Source organism: Nostoc sp. NMS2 (genome assembly GCF_017115105.1).
Classification (GTDB): domain Bacteria; phylum Cyanobacteriota; class Cyanobacteriia; order Cyanobacteriales; family Nostocaceae; genus Nostoc.
Genome location: NZ_JABXKH010000110.1, coordinates 16,861 through 41,253 on the forward strand (window position 1 = coordinate 16,861; position 24,393 = coordinate 41,253).

Annotated in this window: 20 protein-coding genes; 15 read left to right on the forward strand and 5 right to left on the reverse strand. The window is 40.0% G+C overall.

The genetic code is table 11. The annotated features are described in order from the left end of the window. The first annotated feature begins 62 nt into the window (after positions 1–62). From HWQ36_RS20125 to HWQ36_RS20140, 4 genes are all read left to right on the forward strand, one after another. The gene (locus HWQ36_RS20125; protein WP_292705584.1) at positions 63–194 is read left to right on the forward strand and encodes a hypothetical protein; all 132 of its coding nucleotides are present in this window, start codon (positions 63–65) and stop codon (positions 192–194) included. After that, positions 191–841: a Uma2 family endonuclease gene (locus HWQ36_RS20130; protein ID WP_292705586.1), complete on the forward strand. Its 651-nt coding sequence runs from the start codon at positions 191–193 to the stop codon at positions 839–841. Before HWQ36_RS20125 ends, HWQ36_RS20130 begins: the two co-directional genes overlap by 4 nt. A gap of 43 nt (positions 842–884) precedes the next feature. Beyond that, a complete protein-coding gene (locus HWQ36_RS20135; RefSeq protein WP_292705588.1) occupies positions 885–1,031 on the forward strand; it encodes a hypothetical protein in 147 nt (48 codons plus the stop codon). Between the two features lie 145 nt (positions 1,032–1,176). Continuing rightward, positions 1,177–3,756 carry a GAF domain-containing protein gene (locus tag HWQ36_RS20140; protein WP_292705589.1) on the forward strand — a complete coding sequence of 860 codons (2,580 nt, stop codon included), beginning with the start codon at positions 1,177–1,179 and terminating at the stop codon, positions 3,754–3,756. Positions 3,757–4,108: 352 nt separating this feature from the next. On the opposite strand, the gene HWQ36_RS20145 is transcribed toward HWQ36_RS20140, so the two are convergent. After that, complete coding sequence (locus tag HWQ36_RS20145; protein ID WP_292705591.1) at positions 4,109–4,909, reverse strand: histidine kinase; 801 nt, start codon at positions 4,907–4,909, stop codon at positions 4,109–4,111. Positions 4,910–5,248: 339 nt separating this feature from the next. Between HWQ36_RS20145 and HWQ36_RS20150 the strand changes: the two genes are divergently transcribed. The 4 genes from HWQ36_RS20150 (at position 5,249) to HWQ36_RS20165 (ending at position 8,216) form a co-directional block, all read left to right on the forward strand. Beyond that, positions 5,249–5,473, forward strand: a complete 225-nt coding sequence (locus HWQ36_RS20150; protein ID WP_292705593.1) for a hypothetical protein — start codon at positions 5,249–5,251, stop codon at positions 5,471–5,473. Between the two features lie 46 nt (positions 5,474–5,519). Then, complete coding sequence (gene petJ, locus HWQ36_RS20155; RefSeq protein ID WP_292705595.1) at positions 5,520–5,855, forward strand: cytochrome c6 PetJ; 336 nt, start codon at positions 5,520–5,522, stop codon at positions 5,853–5,855. Positions 5,856–6,177: 322 nt separating this feature from the next. Then, entirely contained in the window at positions 6,178–7,197 is a 1,020-nt protein-coding gene (locus HWQ36_RS20160; protein ID WP_292705597.1) for an aldo/keto reductase, read from the forward strand. A gap of 44 nt (positions 7,198–7,241) precedes the next feature. Beyond that, complete coding sequence (locus HWQ36_RS20165; protein WP_292705598.1) at positions 7,242–8,216, forward strand: alpha/beta fold hydrolase; 975 nt, start codon at positions 7,242–7,244, stop codon at positions 8,214–8,216. Positions 8,217–8,581: 365 nt separating this feature from the next. Here the strand turns inward: HWQ36_RS20165 and HWQ36_RS20170 are convergent, their stop codons facing one another. Further along, a complete protein-coding gene (locus HWQ36_RS20170) occupies positions 8,582–8,944 on the reverse strand; it encodes a BON domain-containing protein (protein WP_292705600.1) in 363 nt (120 codons plus the stop codon). A 492-nt stretch (positions 8,945–9,436) separates the two neighbouring features. Here HWQ36_RS20170 and ilvN point away from each other — a divergent pair, with 492 nt between their 5' ends. Further along, complete coding sequence (gene ilvN, locus HWQ36_RS20175) at positions 9,437–9,955, forward strand: acetolactate synthase small subunit (protein WP_012408560.1); 519 nt, start codon at positions 9,437–9,439, stop codon at positions 9,953–9,955. 416 nt (positions 9,956–10,371) lie between these two features. Here ilvN and HWQ36_RS20180 read toward each other — a convergent pair whose 3' ends face one another. Continuing rightward, on the reverse strand, positions 10,372–12,165 hold the full coding sequence (locus HWQ36_RS20180; protein WP_292705605.1) for a pre-peptidase C-terminal domain-containing protein: 1,794 nt from the start codon (positions 12,163–12,165) through the stop codon (positions 10,372–10,374). A gap of 1,968 nt (positions 12,166–14,133) precedes the next feature. Between HWQ36_RS20180 and HWQ36_RS20185 the strand changes: the two genes are divergently transcribed. From HWQ36_RS20185 to HWQ36_RS20210, 6 genes are all read left to right on the forward strand, one after another. Continuing rightward, entirely contained in the window at positions 14,134–14,742 is a 609-nt protein-coding gene (locus HWQ36_RS20185) for a hypothetical protein (protein WP_292705607.1), read from the forward strand. 113 nt (positions 14,743–14,855) lie between these two features. Then, positions 14,856–16,640, forward strand: coding sequence for an OmpA family protein (locus HWQ36_RS20190; protein ID WP_292705609.1), 1,785 nt, complete (start codon positions 14,856–14,858; stop codon positions 16,638–16,640). A 14-nt stretch (positions 16,641–16,654) separates the two neighbouring features. Next, a complete protein-coding gene (locus HWQ36_RS20195) occupies positions 16,655–17,155 on the forward strand; it encodes a Rab family GTPase (protein ID WP_292705610.1) in 501 nt (166 codons plus the stop codon). Beyond that, complete coding sequence (locus HWQ36_RS20200) at positions 17,156–17,557, forward strand: hypothetical protein (protein ID WP_292705612.1); 402 nt, start codon at positions 17,156–17,158, stop codon at positions 17,555–17,557. Positions 17,558–17,579: 22 nt separating this feature from the next. Further along, a complete protein-coding gene (locus HWQ36_RS20205; protein WP_292705613.1) occupies positions 17,580–18,713 on the forward strand; it encodes a HAMP domain-containing sensor histidine kinase in 1,134 nt (377 codons plus the stop codon). Positions 18,714–19,753: 1,040 nt separating this feature from the next. Beyond that, on the forward strand, positions 19,754–20,662 hold the full coding sequence (locus HWQ36_RS20210; protein WP_292705615.1) for an FkbM family methyltransferase: 909 nt from the start codon (positions 19,754–19,756) through the stop codon (positions 20,660–20,662). Positions 20,663–20,935: 273 nt separating this feature from the next. Here the strand turns inward: HWQ36_RS20210 and HWQ36_RS20215 are convergent, their stop codons facing one another. Next, positions 20,936–23,161 carry a pentapeptide repeat-containing protein gene (locus HWQ36_RS20215; protein WP_292705617.1) on the reverse strand — a complete coding sequence of 742 codons (2,226 nt, stop codon included), beginning with the start codon at positions 23,159–23,161 and terminating at the stop codon, positions 20,936–20,938. A gap of 9 nt (positions 23,162–23,170) precedes the next feature. Next, positions 23,171–24,178, reverse strand: a complete 1,008-nt coding sequence (locus HWQ36_RS20220) for a zinc-dependent alcohol dehydrogenase family protein (RefSeq protein WP_292705619.1) — start codon at positions 24,176–24,178, stop codon at positions 23,171–23,173. Positions 24,179–24,393 lie beyond the last annotated feature (215 nt).

Below are 24,393 nucleotides of genomic sequence, written 5' to 3' on the forward strand. Positions count from 1 at the left end.
CAACTACCATCAAGTTCAGCGAGATATCCAAATTCAGTAAACTTTCCTTTGATCCTGCTGCTGTGCCTATTTGGGAATTAGTAGCCGAAATATCTGTCCAAGTCCCTGATGAAGAATGGCAAAAACTACCTACTGACTTAGCTAGAAGATTTGATAACTACCAGAAACAGAAACGCACAATGGTTAGACAATGAGTGAAACTCAGACCCAGTTACCGACAGATACATGGATTTACACTTCTTGGCAGGATTATGAGCAGATAGTCGCTAACTTGCTCAACGAGAAGGCCAAGAGTTACTACTACAAAGGATATATGAGGCTGGAGATGCCACCAGTTAGTTTTGATCATGGCAAAGACCATGTTGTAATTATTTTTGCAGTGACTCTATTTGCAGCACTTAAAGGAATACTGGCAACAGGTTTAGACATAACGACCTTTCGTAAAACTGGTGTTCAGGAATGCCAGCCCGATGTCGCGTATTATCTCAGAGAACGCGCCCAAGCCATCCCAGCAGGTACAGGAATTGTCAACCTCGATCGCTATCCTGCACCAGATTTGGTGATTGAGATTGCGAAAACATCTCTGCTGGATGACTTGGGTACAAAGCGATCGCTCTATGAAGAATTGGGTATTGCTGAATACTGGGTAGTAGATGTTCAAAATGCCCAAATCATTGCTTATGCGATCGTAGATCAAGGCAGTAAACGTATTCAAGAATCACAGGTATTACCTGGATTAGTAATTGCAATTTTAGAAGAAGCTTTACGCCAAAGTCGTGAAATGAGTCAATCTGAAGTTGGAACTTGGTTATTGAGCCAGTTTCAGCAAAAGCAGGGTTGAGCATTGGCAAGCTGTACAGCCTGCTGAAATTGTTATAAGTGAAATGGGACTTTGCGTAGGCGTAGCCCGCCATAGGCATCGCATTTACGCCATTATGAAAGAAAAGTTACTGTTTTTGATTGATTTGAGTTCCAAGCAGCGCAAAGCTTTACCCAAGGTGGGAGTCAAGCGTTTGTTAGGAAAGTGTTAGAAGTAGAGAGGTTAGAGGACATGACGTAGAAGGTTAGTGCCTTAAAACACTCCTGAAAGCCAGTCCTTGTTTAATAAGTTTTGTGTAGAATTTGGTGGTGAGGTCATTTACTTGATCCTCAATTGCAACAATCCAGGTTTCATTTATGAGTCAGTCTTTTTCTCAAAACCAAGCAAGGCGAAATCGTCAACAAAAGCTGTGGCAACAAAAATGGAGTTTAAAGACTAAAGCAATCGTTTGGGTACTAAGTATCAGCGTCCTTCCTGTGGTTGCAATTGGGATAGCTACTTACTTTTATGGGATTAATTTAATTAGCAAACAAATACCGCAAGTAAGACTTGAGAGGGCGAAAAGTTCAACAGAAACTGAACTTGCTCTCCAAAGACAATTGTCACTCTTGTTAACTGCTATGGGGGGAACGGCAATTTTAGCAGGTGCGATCGCTGTTTTTGTGACTAATCGAGCTATCAGTCGAGTTAACAACGTTGCTGCAACTTCTAATGATATCAAAAACAGGCTACGTCCAAACAGTGAGTTGACTCAAACTTCCATCGCTAACGAAGATGAATTAGTGATGTTAGAGAGAAACATCAGCCTATTCACAGAACTGCTTTCGGTTTTGGTAAAGGATAAAGAAGCCGAAGCTGATTATTCTCAACTATTAACGAAAATTACCCGATGGGTTCGAGAATCATTCAATCAAGAAGATGTTCTCAAAACTACCTCAGAAGAAATTCGTAAAGCTTTAAACATTGACCGCGTAGCCATCTTTTGCTTCAATTCCAACTGGAATGGAACCTTTATCGCCGAATCAGTAGCACCTGGTTTACCAAAAATATTAGGGGTTACAGTCCCCGATCCTGGCTTGGAGGCAGGGTATATAGAAAAATATCGGAATGGTTGCACCCGTGCTATTGATGATATCTATCAAGCTGATCTCAGTGATGGTGATATTGAGTTCCTCAAGCAATTTGCTGTCAAATCTAATTTAGTAGCACCTATTTTCAAAGGCAAACAGCTATTCGGTTTATTGATTGCACATCAGTGTTCTAGACGGCGTTTTTGGCAGCAATCTGAGATTGATTTGTTCGCTCAGATTGCCATGCAAGTAGAATTTGCCCTTGACTACACCAAGCTTTTAGAACAGGTAGACACAAAGGCAGATAAAGCTCAGATATTTATAGAAATTACCCGCAGTATTCGCCAATCGCTCAACGAAGAGGATGTCCTGAAAACCACTGTAGAACAGGTTCGCAAAGTACTTAGTACAGACCGAGTAATGGTTTATAGCTTTAACGCTAATTGGTCTGGAACTGTCATTGCCGAATCAGTGATTCCAGGTTATCCAAAAGTTTTGCGGTCTGAAATCCAAGACCCATGTTTTGGTCAAGGTTATGTAGAAAAATATCAGTCTGGTCGCGTTGCAGCCACAAACAACATTTACCAAGCTGGTTTGGCTGATTGTCACATTAGCCTGCTCGAATCCTTTGGTGTGAAAGCAAATTTGGTCGCACCCATTCTCAAAGATGAACAGCTATTTGGCTTATTAATTGCCCATCAATGCTCCAGGCCGCGTGATTGGCAACAGCCTGAAATTGATTTATTTGCTCAGATAGCCATGCAAGTAGGATTTGCTCTCGACCATGCAAGACTCCTGCAACGCATTGAGGCTGAGGGTGTGCAAAGTCAGTTGCTGGCGGATACTATCGGCAGCATTCGTCAATCGCTCAACGAAGAGGATGTCTTGAAAACCACTGTAGAAGAGGTTCGCAAGGTACTTAGTACAGACCGAGTGATGGTTTATAGCTTTAATGCTAATTGGTCTGGAACTGTAATTGCCGAATCAGTTGTTCTCACCTATCCAAAAATTTTGCGGGCTGAAATCGAAGACCCATGTTTTGGTCAAGGCTATGTAGAAGAGTATCAGTCTGGTCGCGTTCTGGCAATAAATAACATTTATGAAGTCGGTTTGGCTAGTTGTCACGTTAAACTGCTCGAATCCTTTGGTGTGAAAGCAAATTTGGTCGCCCCCATTCTCAAGGATGAGCAGTTGTTTGGCTTATTAATTGCCCATCAATGTTCCAGACCCCGTGACTGGAAACAATCTGAGATCGATTTATTTGCCCAGATAGCGATGCAAGTAGGATTTGCTCTCGACCATGCAAGACTCCTGCAACGAATCGAAGCTGAAGCTATGCGAAGTCAATTATTGGTGGATATTACCCGCAGCATTCGCCAATCACTCAAAGAAGAGGATGTCCTGAAAACCACTGTGGAAGAGGTTCGGAAAGCATTGAGTACTGACCGAGTACTAGTTTATAGCTTTTATGCTAATTGGTTCGGAATTATCATTGCCGAATCAGTGGTTCCAGGTTATCCCAAAGTTTTGCGGTCTAAAATCCACGATTCCTGTTTTACTCAAGGCTATATAGAAAAGTACCAGTCTGGTCGTGTTGTCGCAATCAACAACATTCATAAGTCAGGTTTGGCTGATTGTCACATTAAACTGCTCGAATCCTTCGCTGTGAAAGCAAATTTGGTTGCACCCATTATCAAAGATGAGCAGTTATTTGGCTTGTTAATTGCACATCAGTGTTCTGGGCCCCGTGATTGGCAACAGCCTGAGATTGATTTATTTACCCAGATAGCTATGCAAGTAGGATTTACTCTCGATCATGCTAGGCTCCTGCAAGCATATCAAGCTACTGAAGGTAACTCTAATTAGGTTGGTGCGATTAAAGATAACTGATGAGGGTTGTCATTTGTCACTTGTACTGAGCGACTTGTGCCGAGCGAAGTCGAGGTAAGTCGAAGTATTGGTCATTAATAAGGACTTTAAGCCTGCTTACGTTTCGTAACTTACTTGGTTTTTTCGCGCCAACTTAACTTAAACCTCATCTAAGTTGAGAACCGTAGTTTTCGCCCTCACCCTAAATCCCTCTCCCATATATGGGAGAGGGACTTTGAAGTTCTAGCTCCCCGAATCCCATATTTGGGAGAAGGGGTTGGGGGATGAGGGCAAATCTTTATTCATTAGAGTTGAACTATAGGTTTCAAAATAGACGTGGTTTAGTAGTCTATTTATGAATAGTCTCGCGCTCTTTATCAGCAGGTTCCTTATCTTTGAATAAGTCAGCTGCTGTTAGAAGTAACTCCCTTAAGGTTTGTTTGATTTGGCGCTCTTTTCTCGCCAGAGATGTCCCAGCTTCACCTAGTTTGTCTTCTAACTGCGATCGCTTCTGTTCTACCTGTACAACTACAGACTCGGCTTGAGGACGAGCTTTATCATACCAGTGTTTAGCCTCGTCTAGATAATCTTGAACTTCCATAGAACGTCCGCCATAGCGTGCAGCCATATTAGCTTTGACAATAGCTAGCTGTGCTTGCAATTGCGCGTAACGTCTCTTTAATAACCCGACTTCTTCACTATCTTTAATGGCATTGACAGCAGAATCAATTGCCGTTTTGGTACTAGCTGGTTTTTGTTTACCCGTCTCTTCAATCTCTGCCAAGATTACATCAACCTCTTGCTGGAGTTGTTCTTCTTCACCATCTAGTTGAGCTTGGAGCCGCTTTATATCTGTCTGAGTTTTAGCAATGGCTTCGTGTCTTTGAGTATTAATTCCTTCTAGCGCTCCTTCAATAGAAGCTGTCACTTCATCTTTGAGTTCGCTACCTTTTTCTTGGAAGTTTTCAATGACAGCAGAAACAGCATCTCTAACCAGGCTACGAAGTTCACTAGAACCTTGTTTAAACTCAGAGCCTACTTGAGAAACTGCCGATTTAACAATTTCTCGAATCCGATCGGTTCTTAATTGTCCGGTTTCTTTAGCTTGTTGCAAGTCTGCTTGAATTGTTTCTTTGATATTGTTAGGCATTTTCAACTCTTAAAATTTAACTAATTGGGATAAAACTTTCTAGAAATGTTATTACATCCACATTATGGCGTAGCCAGATCGGGCTTGGTACTTCCTTTAGATAGAAAAGTACCATTCCAAAGAGGTGAACTGTCAATACTGCGTAGGTTTTGAATATTTGTAGGTTGGGTTGAACTTTAGTGTTACCCAACAAACCCTGCGAAATCTTGGGTTTGGTTCCTCAACTCAACCTGCACATTTTTATTTTTTAGACAAAACATACGCACTATTGGGTGAACTGTAACATAGTGCCCACTTGTGAGATGATTAATGTTTGTTGGTAGTAATTGAGAGAAAAATATGTGGCGAGTAAATATTACTTGTTCAGGCGATGCCTGGAAGCTCTATGGTACTGATTTTAAAGCGATCGCCCAGAAGTATCAAGGGGAATTAATTGGTTCTAAAAAAATGCCAGATGGTACACGCATCATGTCTTATAAAATTGAGGATATTAGCGATGCAGAATCCTTTCAAGAAGATTGTGCAAATTTTGCTGGATTTACAACTGACTTTGAATCTCTGTAGTAATTGATTCTGCTCCAACCAGTATGTCAAAATCAGGAGACGTTAATTGAAAAAACTACTCACATTAGTATTAGTAACATTTATGTTATTGTTCAGCACTTTTACTATGCCTGCTATGGCAGCAGATATAGTTAACGGTGAACAAATATTTAGTCTTCATTGTGCTGGTTGTCATATTAACGGCAGCAACATAGTTAGGCGGGGCAAAAATCTCAAAAAGCAAGCGCTGAAAAAGTATGGTATGGACTCAATAGATGCAGTTACATCTATAGTTACCAGTGGTAAAAATAATATGTCAGCCTACAAAGATCGCCTGACTGAACAGCAAATTACAGATGTTGCTGCTTACGTTCTCGAACAAGCTGAAAAAGGCTGGCGTTAGAAAGTGAGGAGTTAGGAGATTAGGAGAGACGCGATTAAAATAATTCGTAATTCGTAATTCGTAATTCGTAATTAAGTTTTGTAATGGGGATTTAACCCCAACACAAAACTTACTGGTTACAGAACCGGGGGACTTAAACCCGAGGAACTTGTTAATCGCGTCTGTACAAGAGTTATGAGTTAAAAAATTAGCAGTTATTAACTCTAGTCGTCCTAAATCATTCATAATAAAGTAGAAAAGTTAAAAGGCTGTAAAGAACCGCTTTTCAACTCACTAATTATTAAATCTGCTCACTTCCAACTTCTAACTCCTAAAATTGAAAATGAACTTACCCGCAGCTAGCCGTCTCCAATTCACTCCCGATTTGAATATCTGCCGCATATTAAATGGTATGTGGCAAGTCTCCGGCGCACACGGACAGATCAATCCCCAAGTTGCCATTGAGACTATGTTCAAATATTTAGATGCAGGCTTTACCACTTGGGATTTAGCAGATCATTATGGCCCTGCTGAGGATTTTATTGGTGAGTTTCGCTGTCAACTAATTGATACTCGTGGCAAAGATGCTTTATCTCAGGTGCAAGCCTTTACAAAATGGGTTCCTCGTCCAGGTAAAATGACGAAGAAACTGGTCGAAGAAAACATTGATATTTCCCTGAGAAGGATGAATGTGGAATCGTTAGATTTGATGCAATTCCACTGGTGGGAATATCAGGATAAAAATTACTTAGATGCCCTGAAATATATGGCAGAACTCCAGACGGAGGGTAAAATTAAGCATCTTGGTTTAACTAATTTTGACACGGAAAATTTGAAGATTATTACCGAAGCAGGCATCAAAATTGTTTCTAATCAAGTGCAATTTTCCCTTATTGACCGCCGTCCCGAAGTTAATATGACTGAATTTTGTCAACAGCATGACATCAAGCTTTTTACTTACGGTACATTGTGCGGCGGCTTGTTATCAGAAAACTATTTGGGTAAACCGGAACCGCGAGGATTTGATCTGTCCACTGCTAGTTTGAAAAAATATAAAAATATGATTGATGCTTGGGGTGGTTGGCAATTATTTCAAGAGTTGCTGGCTATTTTGAAGGAAATTGCTAATAAGCATAAAGTAAGCATCTCTAACGTGGCAGTGCGTTACATTTTAGATCAGCCAACTGTGGGCGGTGTGATAGTTGGTGCCAGACTTGGCGTATCTGAACATATAGAAGATAACGCCAAAGTATTTAGTTTTAGTTTAGATGCTGACGATCGCGATCGCATCAGTGCCGTATCTCGCCAGTCACGAGATTTGTATCAGCTGATTGGCGATTGTGGCGACGAGTATCGGCGCTAATTATCGGGGAAGGGGTGATAATAGTATTTTCAAGTTGACGAACTGTGACCACTACACTGCACTGGCAAGAACGGGTTGGTAATCAAAGAGATTGGGTTTGGCGGGGCTGGCAAACCCGCTATACTTACATTCGCCCTAGCCAAAATCACCACAAAACACAACCTCTGATTCTGTTACATGGCTTTGGCGCTTCCATTGGTCATTGGCGACATAATTTAGAAGTGTTGGCTGAACATCACACAGTTTACGCCATTGATATGCTGGGTTTTGGCGCTTCTGAAAAAGCCGCAGCTAATTACAGCATTGACTTGTGGGTTGAGCAAGTTTACGATTTTTGGAAAACTTTTATCCGTCAACCGGCGATTTTAGTAGGCAATTCCAACGGTTCACTGATTTCCATGGCCGCCGCCGCCGCTCATCCCGACATGGTGCTGGGTATAGTGATGATGAGTTTACCCGACCCTTCCCTAGAACAAGAAGCAATTCCTCCCGTGCTGCGGCCGCTTGTCAGAGCAATTAAAAATGTTGTCGCTTCGCCATTGATTCTTAAACCTGTGTTTAACTTCGTGCGCCGTCCAGGGGTGCTGCGTCGCTGGGCACGTCTTGCCTACGCTAACCCAGAAGCGATTACCGATGAACTCATAGAAATTTTAGCTGGGCCTCCCCAAGACAGAGGTTCAGCCAGGGCTTTTAGTGCTTTATTCAAAGCTGCCATTGGAATTAACTTTAGTCCCAGTGTCAAGACAATATTACCAACCTTAACAATTCCGATGTTATTAATTTGGGGGCAAAAGGATCGGTTTGTTCCCCCAGTCCTTGCGAACCGATTTGCCCAATACAACCAGAAATTGGAAGTGCTGAATTTAGCAGACGTGGGTCATTGTCCCCATGATGAATGTCCTGAACAAGTCAACCAAGCTATTGTAGATTGGATTGAGAGATGGGTTAGCGTAGGCGTAGCCCGCCGCAAGCATCGCCAACCCCCTTACACTTTCCCAGCTTTGCCGGAAATTGTCTAAGAGGGCCTTTGTTTTTACCGCGCATTCACCAGCTAGCGTTGTCGGCGACTCTCCAAAAGGACAGATGTGAGACTTTTATTATGCAATGAGAGCGATCGCGCCAGCCAACACCTTTGCCACCATTGAATTGGCAATTACTTAACACCCAGACCGCACTGCGTAAATAAGCCACCCCTTCGGGTATCTCCTAAGCCCTTCGGGCACGCTTTGCGAACGGAGACGCTACGCGAACGCAGTCGCTCATGGGGGAAACCCCCAAGACCGCAGTGGCTCCCCAAGACCGCGCTGTCTCATCATTTGAAATGTCCAAAACTCTTGCAAATAGGTAATTACGAATTACGAATTACGAATTACGAATTACGGTACTAGCCAATCGTGGCTTGGTTAGTGTCAACATCTGTAGCGCCATTCACAGAACGAGCTACAGAAATCATCTTATTAAGAATTTCTTGACTAGGAACTTTGCCTTTCAATACTACAGTGCTACCTGTTTGAGCAACCCAAAGGGTATTAACATCATCAAGTTGGGCATCTTCATCAAATGCCAAAGCTACCCGCTTTGCCAACCCACTTTGGTCATATTCACCACTTAATCCTAGACGTTCTGGGGGTATCGATTGAGTAGCAGTAGGAGAATCACTAGGAGCTTGTGCTATTGACTGCGGAGTAGGATTTACTTCTGCATTTTGAGGTTTTTCCATTCCAAATAGTCTTTGTAACCAACCCATAAAAATTTTCTCCTAATTAGAATGCTTATTGAATGTGAGTATAAAAGCTTTACGAAAATGCCGCATCTACCAATGAAAAGATATGCACTCCATAAAATTCCTCCTTGCAGAATAATTTCTGCCCAATTTTTTATTTCTAGAGAATGCAACGAGTGCAACCATTGAGTTTACAATAAAAGGTCGCACTGATAATTAACGGCGTGTGCAACTTTATCTCAAACCTAACTCCCAACCCCTTCCCTATAAGGGAAAGGGAGCAAGAATCAAAGCCTCTCCCCGAAACGGAGAGAGGTTTGGAGAGGAGTTCCAAGAATAAGTCGCACATCGCATTAAACTTAGTGCAGTAATACGCAACGACAGAAATCAACATACATTTGACAAAATGTCAAGAGTTTGTAACTCAATGAATTTTGAATTTTGAATGAGTGAATTCTGCAAAGCGGTACTAGTTTCTGCGTTCCTCAAATCCTGTTCTAGCCTCTGTTGGCGAAGATGAAACATACCCTTTCAGTTCTCGTAGAAGATGAGGCGGGTGTTCTTTCCCGCATATCTGGTTTATTCGCCCGTCGTGGTTTTAATATTGAAAGCCTTGCTGTTGGCCCTGCTGAACAGGGAGGAGTCTCCCGAATTACAATGGTTGTACCCGGTGACGATCGCGTGATCGAGCAACTCACTAAGCAACTATACAAGTTAGTTAATGTCCTCAAGGTACAGGATATTACCGAAACTCCTTGCGTCGAGCGAGAATTGATGCTTTTGAAAGTGAATGCTAGCAGCAGCAATCGCTCAGAAGTGATTGAACTGTCTCAGATTTTCCGGGCGCGAGTCGTGGATGTAGCAGAAGATTCTCTCACCTTAGAAGTTGTGGGAGATCCAGGTAAAATGGTAGCGATCGTGCAGGTGTTGCAAAAATTTGGTTTAAGAGAAATCGCCCGCACTGGCAAAATCGCCCTGACTCGTGAGTCAGGCGTGAATACCGAATTACTCAAATCTTTGGAAGCAAAAGTTTAGTTGGGAATTTAAATCAGCACATACATCAAGTACAGCAAAAGTCATAGTGACAATTGTTACTATGACTTTTGCTGAGAGACCATCAAAAAATTGCATGAGAATTCAGAGTGATAGCTCAATCGAACACCGAGGTTCACGGCAAAAGCCTATTCCCGATCCCCTGTCGCAGTCGTAGTCTAAATACCTGAAAACCTCTACCAGAAGAAGTCAGAAGACAGAATAATGCCTCTGGCACGCTCTTCGCGTTCAGAATTCAGAATACCCCAGCAGTCAAGTCAGGGGTAACAGCCACGGAAAGAATTAATATCACGCGCGTTTAAAATCGGGGGCTTTAAACCTCCCTTGGACATCCAGTCGCACAGAATCCATTCTGAATTCTGGCTTCTGAATTCTTCTTCGGTAAATTGACAACATTCTTATACAACACTGACTCCTAGCGTATAAGAAAAATCAGGCTTAGAAATGTTATCCACATTAGAGAAAATTCCGCCATCTCCAGGTAAGAAAGCAAATTTACTCACTGAAATAGAGTACGTACCTGCATTCAGTGAAGCAGTGATTAATGACGTAAGATCGCGGGGAAGTCCATTATCATCATTAGATTGCAGTAAAGTCCCAGTATTGTCAAACAGTCCGAGAACAGTATCTCCAGATGTCGCTGTCGTGATAGTGACATTTCCTGCATTTGCTAAAGAAAATGTAAAAAAGTCGAAATCGGTATTGTTCCCTGGTTGGACTGTTGTAATCTGAGCGGAAAGATTAACGTTTGAGCCTGATGACAAGGAACCTAAACCTTCAGCACTTTCTAGTGTGTTATTCGTACCTTCTCCAGCATTTTCCCGCTCATAGAAAAGGAAGTCATCACTATCAAGTCTGACATTGTTTCTCCCCTGTAGAATACCTACGATCTCATCTGGTTCCGCTCCCGGCTTGTCTACAAATATTCGTGTATTGCTTCCAACAACTTGCAGGCGGTAGTCTTGTAAAGCTCCTTTGAGTTCAATTTTATCCTGGCTAGAGTCGAAGTTAGTAATAGTAGCCAAGTCCCCAAAACCAGGATTCGCAGTGTTGTTATCGTCGTAGAAAATGTTTACAGCGTCTCCCAGGATAAATCTATCTGCCCCAGTTCCGCCAGTCAAAGTATCAGTTTCCCCTAATCCAGGTGGAAGCAGACTACCGGGAAAAGTACCGATGAGGATATCGTCTCCAGACCCACCATTGAGAATGTCATTGCCTGGCCCGCCTTGTAAACTATCATTGCCATCCTCACCATTGAGAATATCATTGCCTAAATTACCGTCTAGCGTGTCATTGCCTGCTCTGCCATTTATAGTGTTGTTAACAGTATTACCAAAAAGGAAGTTGTTAAGACTGTTACCTGTCCCATTGATGGCGTTAGTTTCCCTCAGCCTCAGATTCTCTACATTGGTTCCTAGTGTGTAGGTGACAGAAGACTGGACGGTATCTGTGCCTGAATTCGCAGCCTCTGTAATGGTATCAAGAGTACTGTCAACAAGGTAATTGTCGTCGCCGGCTCCCCCATTCAAAGTATCAGTACCTAAGCCGCCATCAAGTGTGTCATTGCCATTATTACCGGATAATTGGTTATTTTGGTTGTCGCCAACAATGCTGTCATTTCCATTCGTGCCGATGACATTATCAAAGTTGACTATAGTAAAGGGCAATGTACCCAAACCAGGAACGTTATTAGCAGCCAACCTTTGGGTTTGCAGGTTAACCGTGATAGATACCCCAGCCAAAGATTGGGATGCATCTATGGTGTTGTTGGCAACATTCGCATTCGCAATAATCTTTTCTACTTTAAATAGCTGGTCTTGCCCCAATCCTCCAGCTTTTTGAATGGTTCCGACACCTGACAAGGTAATTTGACCTACTTGATTGTAGTCTGCGGTATCAATGCCATCTCCGCCATTAATACTGTCGTTACCCTGACTACCTATGAAGGTGTCAAGTCCTGCGCCACCGATGAGAGTATCGTTTCCTGAACCTCCATCAAGTGTGTCATTGCCATCTCCACCGTTTAGACTGTCGTTCAACGTCCCACCTGCCAGGGAATCGTTACCAGCCAAACCATTTAAGGTATCGTTACCGGAAGTACTATTGGCGTTACCACCACTAGCCCAACCAACTATGGTGTCATTTCCCGAAGTCCCATTGATTATGTCAGAACCTGTAGTACCGAAAGCCATATTATCTCTCCTGAATTTCTCACTAGTTAAGTTGAGCCTTAGTCAAAGAACTATTCATCAGTTCAATTTAGATGGCTTACCATTTGCGTAATCCTATTGACAAAACATTAATGTTTGATTTGGTTAGAGGATGTTTTAAAAATCCCATTATTGGGATAAAGGCGTTCTAGATCCCTCTAAAACACCCGATTAATTGGGAGAATTAGATTCTATTTTTTCCCTTCCAAAGACAGGAAAATAAATAAGTACCTAAAATCGCAATCAAATACTTTTAAAACAACCTCTTAGAGGTTGTTTTAAAAGTGGTCAGCTGTAATTTTAGGTACTTCTAGATCCCCCCTAACCCCCCTTAAAAAGGGGGGAACCGGAATCAAAGTCCCGCAATTTATCGGGGAGCCACTGCGGGAACAGGGGTCTCCCCCGCCGCAGGATGCGCGTAAAGCCAACTCTTAGAGACGCTGCGCAAACGGCATAGCTTTGCTTAACGCAAAGCGTCTCCAAGAGTTGCGCTGTAGTGAAGCAAGTGGCGTGGATTTAGGGGGATCTAAAACGTTTTGCTATCGACCAAAGAACTTTTCAAACATCCTCTTAGGAAATTTCAAATAAAAAATATCCCACTATTTATTGTGGGCTTGCTCGAAAAGTCCGGTTTTGGTTGCGGGCGAACAAGACATCTATTTTACAAAAATAGATAATCTATTTTCAGGAAATCCCTAAATGGATTACTCAAATGGTAATTATGTAAAATATTTTGGTTGATTTTACAAACTTATTTGAACCCATCTACTAATTATTTAAATATCATAAGTAAAAGGTTGTATCAACTTCTTTATCAAATCTTTAAAATGCTAACAAATCCGATTTTTGATATATAGAAATATTGTTGCAGATTTTAAGTAAATATTTTTTTTAAAGATACTGATTCTTTTGATAAATATTGCGATGTTTTTATGCTTAGGGTGATATTGTCATTACGTTTGGCTGCAATATCGGATTTTTTGGTCAAAGAAATATTATCTTTAATAAAATAAAATAGTTTTATATTAAAGAAATACATTTTAAAATACATAAGTTAAATTTATATATTCATCAATTTAACTTTGGTACTTAATAACACCTAAGCTTTACATAAATTTTATATAATTCCTTTCAGGTCTTTTAAATCCAATATTCCCCAATACTGCGTGGGTTTTGCCTAAAAAGGAAAAATGTGTAGGTTGGGTTGAGGAACAAAACCACACGAAATGTTGGGTTTGTTGGGTTTCACTTCGTACCCCTACTCTTAAAGAAGGCTTGCTACAACCCAGCCTACAAATATTCAAAACCTACGCAGTATTGCAATACTTTTTTAATGAAATTCTCAAGTGAATTTTGGGACAATAATTACTCAAAATTTTTTCATATATCTAATTTCAGACTTAGAAATTGAATTTTTTAGTTTAAATTTGGACACTTTTATTTTGAAAACATGGAAATTGAATTCGTTAATTATTAGTCTTGATTGCAATTCAGATACCTTTCCTTTGCTCTGAATAAGTATTGGTCTTGAAGTTCTATACATTTAGCAGGATGTTATTTAGGTGTAAACTTATACTAAAATTTCCTATACAGGCTGAAGCAATAGGAGGGAAAGAATAATAGAAAATCAAGTTTTTTTGACCTGTATACACCGTAGCCAATACCTCAGGGGGATTAAGGGAGATAATTTAACTTGTATGTACACCGTAGTAAGAGCAGGAAAGAAGGATGGAATTGGGGTTTTGCAGATAAGAGTGATATTGGCTTCTCCATAAGTATCTTGAGAAATTGATCATTACTTTGGCTAAAAATTGGATGTTTTCCTATATATTCAAGTAGATATAATTTTTTTATGTATAAATATAATTTATACTTATTAGTACTTCCGTTGTGGATATAGTATCAAAACTAACATCAAACCAAAATTTAGTTTCCCAAGGAATTAACAATATGAACTCACCTGAAGAATACATCAACAATAATTCATCGAATACAGAAAAACAGGGTTCAAATGCAAACATAAATGAGTTGCAATTTAGTAGTAACAGCATGAGCGAAGGTAGAAACTTAGATAAAGTTAGAGAAATTCTTTTTGGCAATCAAACACGGGATACGGAAAGAAGGTTTACCCGTCTAGAAGAACGTCTGATTAAGGAATTAGACAACGTGCGGGATGAAACAAGAAAACGTCTAGATGCTTTAGAAATTTATATTAAACAAGAAGTTGATTCTTTAACGCAGCGCCTAAAAAATGAGCAGGCAGAGCGTGACTCTCAGGTGAAAGCAATTGCGGAAGAAAGTAAAAGCATAATCATATCTTTGGAAAAAAAGATTACTCAATTTGATGAACAAACTACTAATACTCAGCGAGAATTGCACGAGCAGATTCTCAACCAATCTAAAAGCTTACAAGATGAGATACAACAAAAATATCAGGAAATCTTAGCTTTACTAGAACGGGAAACTCAAGAACTTCGCAGAGACAAAACAGATCGTTCAAATCTTGCCGCTATTTTTACAGAGTTAGCTATCCGGCTGAATGCAGAAAATAAGTCTTGAGCTAAGGGGTTATTTGAAAATTTTTTCACTGTGACTTTTGGCTATGAGCGGATCTTTCGTGTTTACAACAGAATGCTACTTGATGATAAATTGTGAATTGAGTAATTTTGGTAATGAGTGATTATTCGATAAATCCAATACCGAAAGCATCCTCTGAAGGTTTGAACAGCAACAACCAAACCTCCGAAGTGAATGATGAACTAACTATACTCCGTAGTATACTTCTGGATATTGAACCGACTAAACTTAGAACACTTTATGAGCGATTAGAAAACCCTCAAATTCAGCCAGAAGATATTAGCAAGATGCTTCCAGAAGCAGTTATCCTGCGGTCAAAGCAAGATAAACAACTTGGGGAAGTAATGGTATCAACTGTAGAAAATGCCATTGAAGTTTCTGTTGAACAAGACCACAATGTGCTTGCAGATGCATTATTTCCCGTTATTGGCCCAGCTACTCGCAAGGCGATTTCCACGGCTCTTGAAGGAATGATGCAATCGATGAATCAAACTCTGGAGCATAGCTTGTCTCCACAGAGTTTTAAATGGAGACTAGAAGCGCAACGCACAGGAAAGTCATTTGCGGAAATTGTGCTGTTACGGACGCTAGTTTATCGAGTGGAACAAATATTTTTGATTCATAAAAAATCGGGACTATTGCTGCAACATCTAGTAACAACGCAGGTAACAGTTCAAGATCCAGATTTAGTGGCTGCGATGTTGACAGCTATCCAGGATTTTATCAAAGATTCCTTTCGGGTACAAAAAGTAGATGGGCTAAAAAGTTTACGCTTTGGAGAAGTCATTATTTGGATTGAAGAGGGGCCACAAGCTCTAGTAGCAGCGATGATTCGAGGAAATCCCCCTCAAGAATTAAGGTTAGTTTTGCAAGAAGCAATAGAGAAAATTCACCTGAAGCTAAGTAGAGAAATTAAAAATTTTACAGGGGAAACAGAAGCATTTCAGGCCAGTCAGCCTTATTTAGAAGCTTGTCTGGTAGTTCAGTATAAATCTGCGGCTAAAAAAAATTATACCTATGCCTGGGCTTTCTTGGGTACGATCGCGATCGCTTGTGGAACTTGGGGCTTTTTTACTATTAGAGAACAACTCCGTTGGCAAGCATATCTCCACAAACTCAACTTACAGCCAGGAGTTGTTGTGATTAACACCAAGCAAGCTTTTGGCAAATATTTTATTTCAGGAATGCGCGATCCCTTAGCAGTAGATCCCAATACCCTAATACAACAAACAAATCTTAATCCCAAAATAGTAATTAGCCAGTGGCAACCCTATCTGTCTTTGGAGCCACAATTTACCGCCAAAAGAGTTGAAAAATTGTTGCATCCTCCTCAAACTGTATCATTAAAGGTTGATAACAATGGTATTCTTAATGCAACTGGTTATGCACCCCGGAAATGGATTTTAGAAGCACGGAAATTATGGAAGTTTATTCCTGGAATCACCGAATTTCAAGACCAAAAACTTGTAGAAATTGAACTTAGCGAATTTGATTTATCCAAAAGACAGATAGAAAAAGAAATGTTGTTTTTTGCGGAAGGAAAAACTGAGTTGATCCCTGGTGAAGTTGACAAATTACCTAACTTATTTATATCAATCCACAAATGTTTAGATATTGCAAAGTATTTGGGTAGAAATGTGCAGATTCAAATAATTGGACATACTAATAGTGCTGGAACAGAACTAAGAAATAGACCACTCAGTCAAGCCCGCGCTAATAAAATTATATCTTATTTAAAATCCGAAGGAATCAAGACAAACCAATTTCAAGCCCTAACTGTAAGTTCTTGCCTAACTTTCCAGCCAGAATTCAGACCAGAATCTAAAGAATTTAATCGAAGAGTATCTTTTAAAGTATTAATGAATAATCCCTCGAAATAAAGTTATATCAATTTATGGTTATCCAGACAAAAATTTGTATGATCGGTGCATTTGCTACAGGTAAAACTAGTTTAGTGGCAATGTTTGTTCACAGTATTTTTTCCGAAAAATATCATACTACTGTGGGTGTAAAAATTGATAAAAAAACTATAGATATTCAAGATAAAAAATTAAACCTTATCCTTTGGGATATATATGGAGAAGATGATTTTCAAGAATTACAAATGTCTTATTTGCGAGGTTCTGCTGGTTATTTATTAGTTGTAGATGGTACTAGAAATAATACTTTACAAAAAGCTTTTAGTTTACAAAGAAAAATAGAAGATGCCATTGGTCAGGTTCCCTTTATTTTAGTCATAAACAAATTAGATATAACGGATGAATGGGAAATTGAATCTGCTGAGATAGATGATGTTATACAAAAGGGTTGGACTGTAATTAAAACAAGTGCCAAACATGGTATTGGTGTAGAAGAAGCTTTTCAAACTCTCGCTAAAAAAATATTGGATTGCTAAATGTTGGATGTCCCTGTTTTTGTAATTACCTATATTCTAAATTTTCTAACAGCAGAGTCTTCTCTTGGCTATCTGTTAGTTAATAAAGATGGTAGCCTCTTGACTTGGGGTGGGAAGTTGGCAGCTTATGGAATTACTAACCTCCGTAAAGGCAAAAATGCAAAAGAGCAAGTTATTTTTCTAGAAGGGTTACTACCATTAGATGATACTTCTATATTTCTGCCATTCATTCAAACAGAGTATGGCAGTTGTATAGATGTTCATATATTACCGACGAAAGAAGCAGATTGGGTATTGCTGTTAGATAGTAGCTGTGATAGAGATTACCTCTTTCCTATTCAGCAAAAAGCAAATGATTTCAGACTATTACAGGAAAAATTAAATAGAAAGTTAAATAATTAATTGATTGTAGCAGGTTTAACTCATGAATACACCCATCACAAATGATATGCTCGCTGCTTTGAATATTCTAGCCTTAGAGCAAATTGATGTAGGTTTATTTAAAATTATTGGTAATTTACCTGATTGGTTAAATCAATTTTGTCGTAAAAATTTAGCATTAGGTATGAATATATCAATACCGGAGGAAGAGTTTTATTTTTTAAATAATTTTTTAATTGATGCCGAAAAATTTTGGATGAATAATAATACTAAAAAGCTCAGTTCAGGTTTCTGGACTGAAATTGATCCAACTGGACAAGAATATCAATTTAAAGCTTATGCAATTTGTGTGAATAATAAAAAAATTTTATTGATAGAGGCGTTGGAAGATTCTTATCAAGAACAGCAGGATGTTCTCCAAAAAGCTAGAGAATATCAATTGATTTATCAGCAATTACTTAAGGATAATCAAAAAAAAGATGTTCTAATTCATTGTCTTATCCATGATATGGCAGTGGAGTTGAATGCTATAAACTGTTGTTTTACACTACTAGAATTTGAAAATTTAACGCCTAAAGGAAAAGAATATTTAGAAACTGGTACAAAGCAATGTCTAAAGCAAGAGATGCTGATTAAAGATATTTTAGACGCTTTTTCTACTGAAGCAACATTAACAGAAAATTCTGATATCGATATTGACAAATCACCTAATATCTTAAGTTCTATCCAAGAGGTAATTGAGTTTTCAAAACTGAACTTTGCCCTGAATAATATACAATTACAGCTTGCTAGCAATATTGATATGACAATAGACTGGAAAGTTATTGGAGATAAATCTCGTTTAGACAGAGTGATTGCTAATCTAGTAGAAAATGCTTATAGATATAGTAAACCAGATTCTATTGTGACTATTGGTCTACAACTGGATGGGCAATATGTTTTAGTTACTATAGATGATTGTGGTTTGGGTGTATCGCCAGAAATGGAGAAGAATTTATTTCAAAAGTTTTCTCAAGGCAAAGATAAATCAGGGAGAGCCGGTTTGGGTCTTTATTTTTGTAGAATCACACTTGAACGCTGGGGAGGTATGATTGGTTATTTACCTCGTCTTGAAGGTGGTTCTAGATTTTGGTTCCGCTTGCCAAGACTAGTACCGCAAGGCGGAATTAAAAATTAAAAATGAATATAGCGTAAGCGTTTCGTTGATTTGGAATGGTGAGGCAGTCGCTCAGAGGGGTTTCCCCCATGAGGAACTGCCGAACCCGTTAGCGCAGCGTAAAGCCAACTCTTAGAGACGCTAACGGGTTCGGCATGGCAACGCTATGAGCGAGTCTTCTCCCAAGGGGAGACGCTAAGAGCGAACGAGCGTCAGGGGTGGTTTATTTACGCCGTGCTGTACTAGTCATCTCAAAATTTTCAACGCTGTATTGCTGTGCCACCTCTTCAGTTGGATTTAGACTTGAAGTGATGGGACTGGAGGAAAGACCGATGACGAGAGCAATTGGTATAGAACAAATTATTATCCAAAAGGTTCTTACCTGATCAAGAGAATAGCAATATCTCGGCTCAATACCCAATAGTTTCGAGACTTAACGGGAAAAGTCAGATGAATTGAGGTATTCTACTGTGCATTGTCCATACTGTGAGTCTACGGATTTTATTTTTTAGCATTTCCGGTTAGTGTTAGAAAAGTTCGCCAATTTAATATGCTTTTTTTGCTCTTTTTATGGTGATTTAGAAGTCCTGTATCTAGGTGAAATGCATATAAAGAATAAAAATCCTTTAATAGCAAAGATTTGGTCGTTTTATAATTTAGGCTATTTTTTCATCAAGGTCCTTATCCAGCAGGAGTTGCAAAAAATGCTTATCCCAAAATATCGGTTTTCCATATTTTGTCCGTTCTAATCCTTTTTGATCACCCCGTATTCGTTTACAAAAAAAGGCAGAGGGCAGAGGGCACAAGGAAAGAAGTATGAATAAAAACAAAAGTTGCTGGGTTATTGCCCAGTTAAAAAAAGAATTGTTGGGTTCCTTCTGCCCTCTGCCTTCGTACTTCTGCCTTCTGAAATATAACCAATATAGTTCAGTAAAGGATTTTTGATACTGATTTTTGGTCTGTAGAGACGTAAAATTTCGCTTCTCTATCAAGGATTTTAGGCTTAACTGAACCCTACTAACATATAACCTCTTAAAATTTACGCTAACCTGGAGTTAGTTATGAAAACTCTGATAGAATCACTACTGCCAAGACCTATTTATGAACTTCTCCGCCAGCGTCGAAGAGAATATTTAGAACAGCAATATTTTAAGCAAGATTTTACGCAAATAAAGTGCGGTGCTTATGATATTGAAGCTCCTAAGAATCATTTGCTTGCAAAACTTCCTAGCTCACAGCCCTACAGAGATTTGTGTACAGGAATCTCTGCCAAATATATTTCGGCGAAGTATCCAGATGGGACAATTATTGACATTGGGGCAAATATTGGAGACACCGCTGCAATTATCGCAACATATGCACAAAACAAATTAATACTGGTTGAAGCCAGTGATTATTTTTACGAGATTCTACTTCGTAACACTTCAAAACTCCCTAACGAAATCATTATCAAGAAAGTTTTCCTTTCAGATGGGAGCCAGGTGGCAGGATCATTTTTTCATCGGGGAGGTACTGCTTCTTTTGATGAGAGAACAGAGGGCAAAGTACAGATTAATACCGAACGACTTTCCAGCATTGCTGATGAGAATATATGTTTTGTTAAAACTGATACAGATGGTTATGATTTTAAAATTCTTCTCGATAGCGTTGAATGGCTAGCTTCAGCACATCCAGCAATTATTTTTGAGAATACGATAGGAAATAACCAAGAGCTTAATAGTGCAAATGAGTTATACACCCGCCTAATAGAAATAGGATATGCATACTTCATAGTATGGGATGATCGAGGATTTCATTTGGTATCCACTACTTCTCTTGATGTTCTGATGGATCTGACTCGCTATTTGTTTAAAATACGAGAGAACGATGGGAAAGATATTAAGAGTATTTATAACTACGATGTCCTATGTCTGCATCAAAATGATAAAGATGTCTATAAGAGTATATGTGAATGGTATAAGACTTATTGAAGAAACTAAAACCATCATTTATCAGTGAGAGGTTAAGGTAATTATACTAGTACAACAAGGCAAAAGTAAAAAGAAAGAACGCTGATTTTGTAGGATATCTAGCGATTTTAAATGGGTGGCTTATTTACGCCGTGACGTACTAGTATCAGTTATGAGTTAAGAAGTGTTCCCAGTTATTGAAGAAGAATTCAGGAGCGTGTCGGAGGCTTTATTCTGGTGATTGATGCATGTATTCTGTTTTGATAAATTCATTAGTGCTAATGGCGCGGTAAGCTACTTCAGATAAATTAGCAAATTTAATCCTGGAATTGTGCGAGAAAGTGTCCACAAAACGATAGTGATGTAAATTACACCCAAACTCCATTCATACCAAGCAAGTGCAGAGATGATGCCTGGTAAGTGTTCGTCTCGCAGGCGAATGTCGTTAAATCCTAATTTAACTAGGTTGTTGAGACTAAAATCATAGTAGTTGAGCCAGTTCCAACGGCGATCGCTCAGTAGAGGCATATATCGTTCCCGAAAGGTCTGATTCCTTGGTATTACTGGTAAACGCCCAATCAACAATCGTAACTGGCGAAATGTGCCATCTTCGGTGAAGTAAGAAACGTTCATTAAATCGTGATAACGACCTTGTTGGTAAAGTCGGATCAATAAAGCTAGTGGTACGGGGACAAGAATTATGAAAAGACATGCCAATGTCAGCCAAGGTTGTTGAGTATTGCGAAAGATGGCTAGTAAGCTCAAGAATTCTAAAACGCTAAAACTGACTAATATGGAAATGGTTTCGTAGGATGTAGGAATAATCGGTACGGGATGCAGGCGGCGATAGCGATCTACTAGCCAAAATAGTAAGCCAAAATAGGCGATCGCAACTCCTCCCACGCCAAACACTAACCAAAAATTTGTCCCATAGCCACTCAACAACAGCAGTACACTCAATCCCAACCAACTCCAAGCTTGCAGTAACCACCCACCAATAGAAAGGGATTCGCCAACAATTAAGCGATCGCTCAGTTGTGTGTATTTTTCTAAATCGATGTCTGCCAAGGTCAATAACTCACTACTGTTGCGAAAAGATTTTATCAGACGACGCTGGGCGATCGCTGCGGCTTGAGTTGAAGAAAAACCCAGTTTAATCAAACTTGCAACACTCGCACTATTGATATTTGTAGCAATCAAACGGCGACTCATTTCTAATAATCGCAGTTGTTGTTTTGTGTATTCCAGTTCATTAGCATCAGTAACTTGTTGTTGCTGACGAAAATTTTGTCCCAAATTTCGCAAGATATTTTGATTACCTTGCAATGTAGGAATGCAGAACATCTTACCAATTTGACCGGGATTACCTAATATTTTTGCTTGGTTAGAGTTAAAAGTTAAACCAGGTACGCTTAAACAAGCTTCCGTAGAAAACCTGGCATCGCTAAAATCTGCTTGGTTGAGAATACTTGCACCTTGTAAATTCACCGATTGATTAAACTCCACTTCTCGAAAAATGACAGCTTGCTCAAAAGTCGCATCTCTTAAAAGGAGAAACTGATTAAAATTTGCTTTAGTAAACTGGGCTTGATTGGCAAAGCGGACATCAGAAAAATCAGCATTTTCTTGCCATTGCACACTACTGAATTTAGCCAATTGCTTAAAAGTTGCTTGGTTGAAATTGGCAGTCTTTTCAAATCTACTCCCCTGAAAATCAGCGAATTCCTGAAATTGGGTTTGTTTAAAATTAGCTTTTTCAAAAAAAATACTACCCTGAAAATTGCTTGGTTGTTTGAATTTAGTACCACTAAAGCTGACGGGACGACCAAACCGAGTTTCAGCCCAATTCGTGGATTGGAGAAAAGTTGCACCTTGAGCATCCACAGACTGAAGAAAGAATGTATTAGAAAACTTCATTTCGCCATTGAAGCGAGTTTGCACGAGTTTCAATACCCCACGAAAGACGGAAATTTCTCTGGATGGGGTTGACTCTGTTCCTAAAAGCGATCGACAATCTTTAGAGTTCGCTAGTGATTCTAGACAAAGAAAGCGCAAACGTTCTAGTTCTTCTTTTTCGGTAGCTGTGAAAATCGGAGCAATAGCTTGAGCGTACAAAGAGGTTCTTAAACCCAAATCGCCGCCCACAAAATCCCCCAAAATCAGGGCATAGCTGAGGTCTAAACCCAGAGGTTTTGTACCTAGCTCTTTTCGCAGTATTTGGTAAAAAGCATCACGAAAGCTAGCATTTTCTGGGCGTAAATCAATCACCATCTTCTGTAAATCTACTGTCAAATTGCCTTCACGCAGTGTTGGTGTGCGTAGACGTTCTTGTAATAATTCCAGAGTTAAGGGTGTTTCTGGTTGCGTCTGTGCTGCCTGCGTTGGTAGGGGGAAGAAGAGGAGAATTGATAAAACGCAAAGGAACGCCAAGGAAAGCGCAGAGGAGCGCAGATAAACCCCTCCGCGTACCTTTGCGTTTAACCTCTGCGTACCTTTGCGTTTAAAAAATAAATTATGCAAATTGTTCGATCATTCGTCGCTAATCAGTAGAACAATTTTACCCGTCACAGAACCGCTTTCAATTAGTTGGTGAGCCTTAGCCGCTTCTTTTAAAGGAAACTGGTGACTAACATGAATTTTTAACTTGCCTTCATCAATCCAGGTGGCACATTGTTCGAGAATTTCTGCATGGTGCTGGAGGCTTTCTTCTAATCCTAGCAACGCTGGTGTGAGCATTAATTCTAAACTGATGCGGAGATTGCGTAATCGAGCAGTTTTCCAAACAGTATTGGCATCTGGTTCGAGAATCGTCACAATATCACCATATACTCGCACTGCGGGGAAGGTTTTGTGAAAGGTTTCGCCGCCTACGGTATCAAAAGCCAAGTCTACGCCTTCGCCGCCAGTCCAATCTAATACCGCTTGCACAAAGTCCGTTTGTTTGTAAAAAATTACATGGTCTGCACCGAGTTCTTTGACGAAATTAGCCTTTTCCTCAGAACTGACTGTGGTAGCAACAGTAGCACCTTTGAGTTTCGCCAATTGAATTGCTACATGACCGACACCACCAGCACCCGCATGAATGAAAACCCGTTCCCCAGGTGACAATCGTCCCCGTTCGTATAAAGCTTCCCAGGCGGTGATTAATACTAAAGGCGCTGCTGCTGCTTCGGCAAAGGAGATAGAGGTGGGTTTACGGGCCACAAACCGCTCATCCACAACGGTATATTCAGCATAATTTCCTTGATGTGCGCCCAATCCGCCGTAGCAAAAATATACTTCATCACCTGGACGAAAACGCTGAACACCAGCACCCACAGCCTCAATTATACCTGCACCATCACATCCTAATATTGTTGGCGTGCGATCGGGGTAGAAACTGCCTCGGCTACGAAGTTTAGTGTCGATGGGATTAATGCCAGCCGCCACCAAACGCACTAAAAGTTCAGTATTCCCTACAGGAACCGCAGGGTTTGGCACTTCCTGTATTTGCAGAACTTCGGGACTGCCAGCCGCCGTCATCAAGACTGCTTTCACAACTCTTTCCTCCTGGCTTTAGATGCACGTTCTTTTGCAACTTTAGCGCAAGAGGGTAGACACAAAGTGAACTACCCAACACCCATCTGAGTACAGATAGGGTGTGGGCTTCCCAATTCACAGGGGATTGCCTCGGACTTCATGGATTTTTTACGTCCTGAAGACTTTGGTCTTACATCCCCTCCAAGGGCAGAAGCGCTAGTTCCTAACGCCCA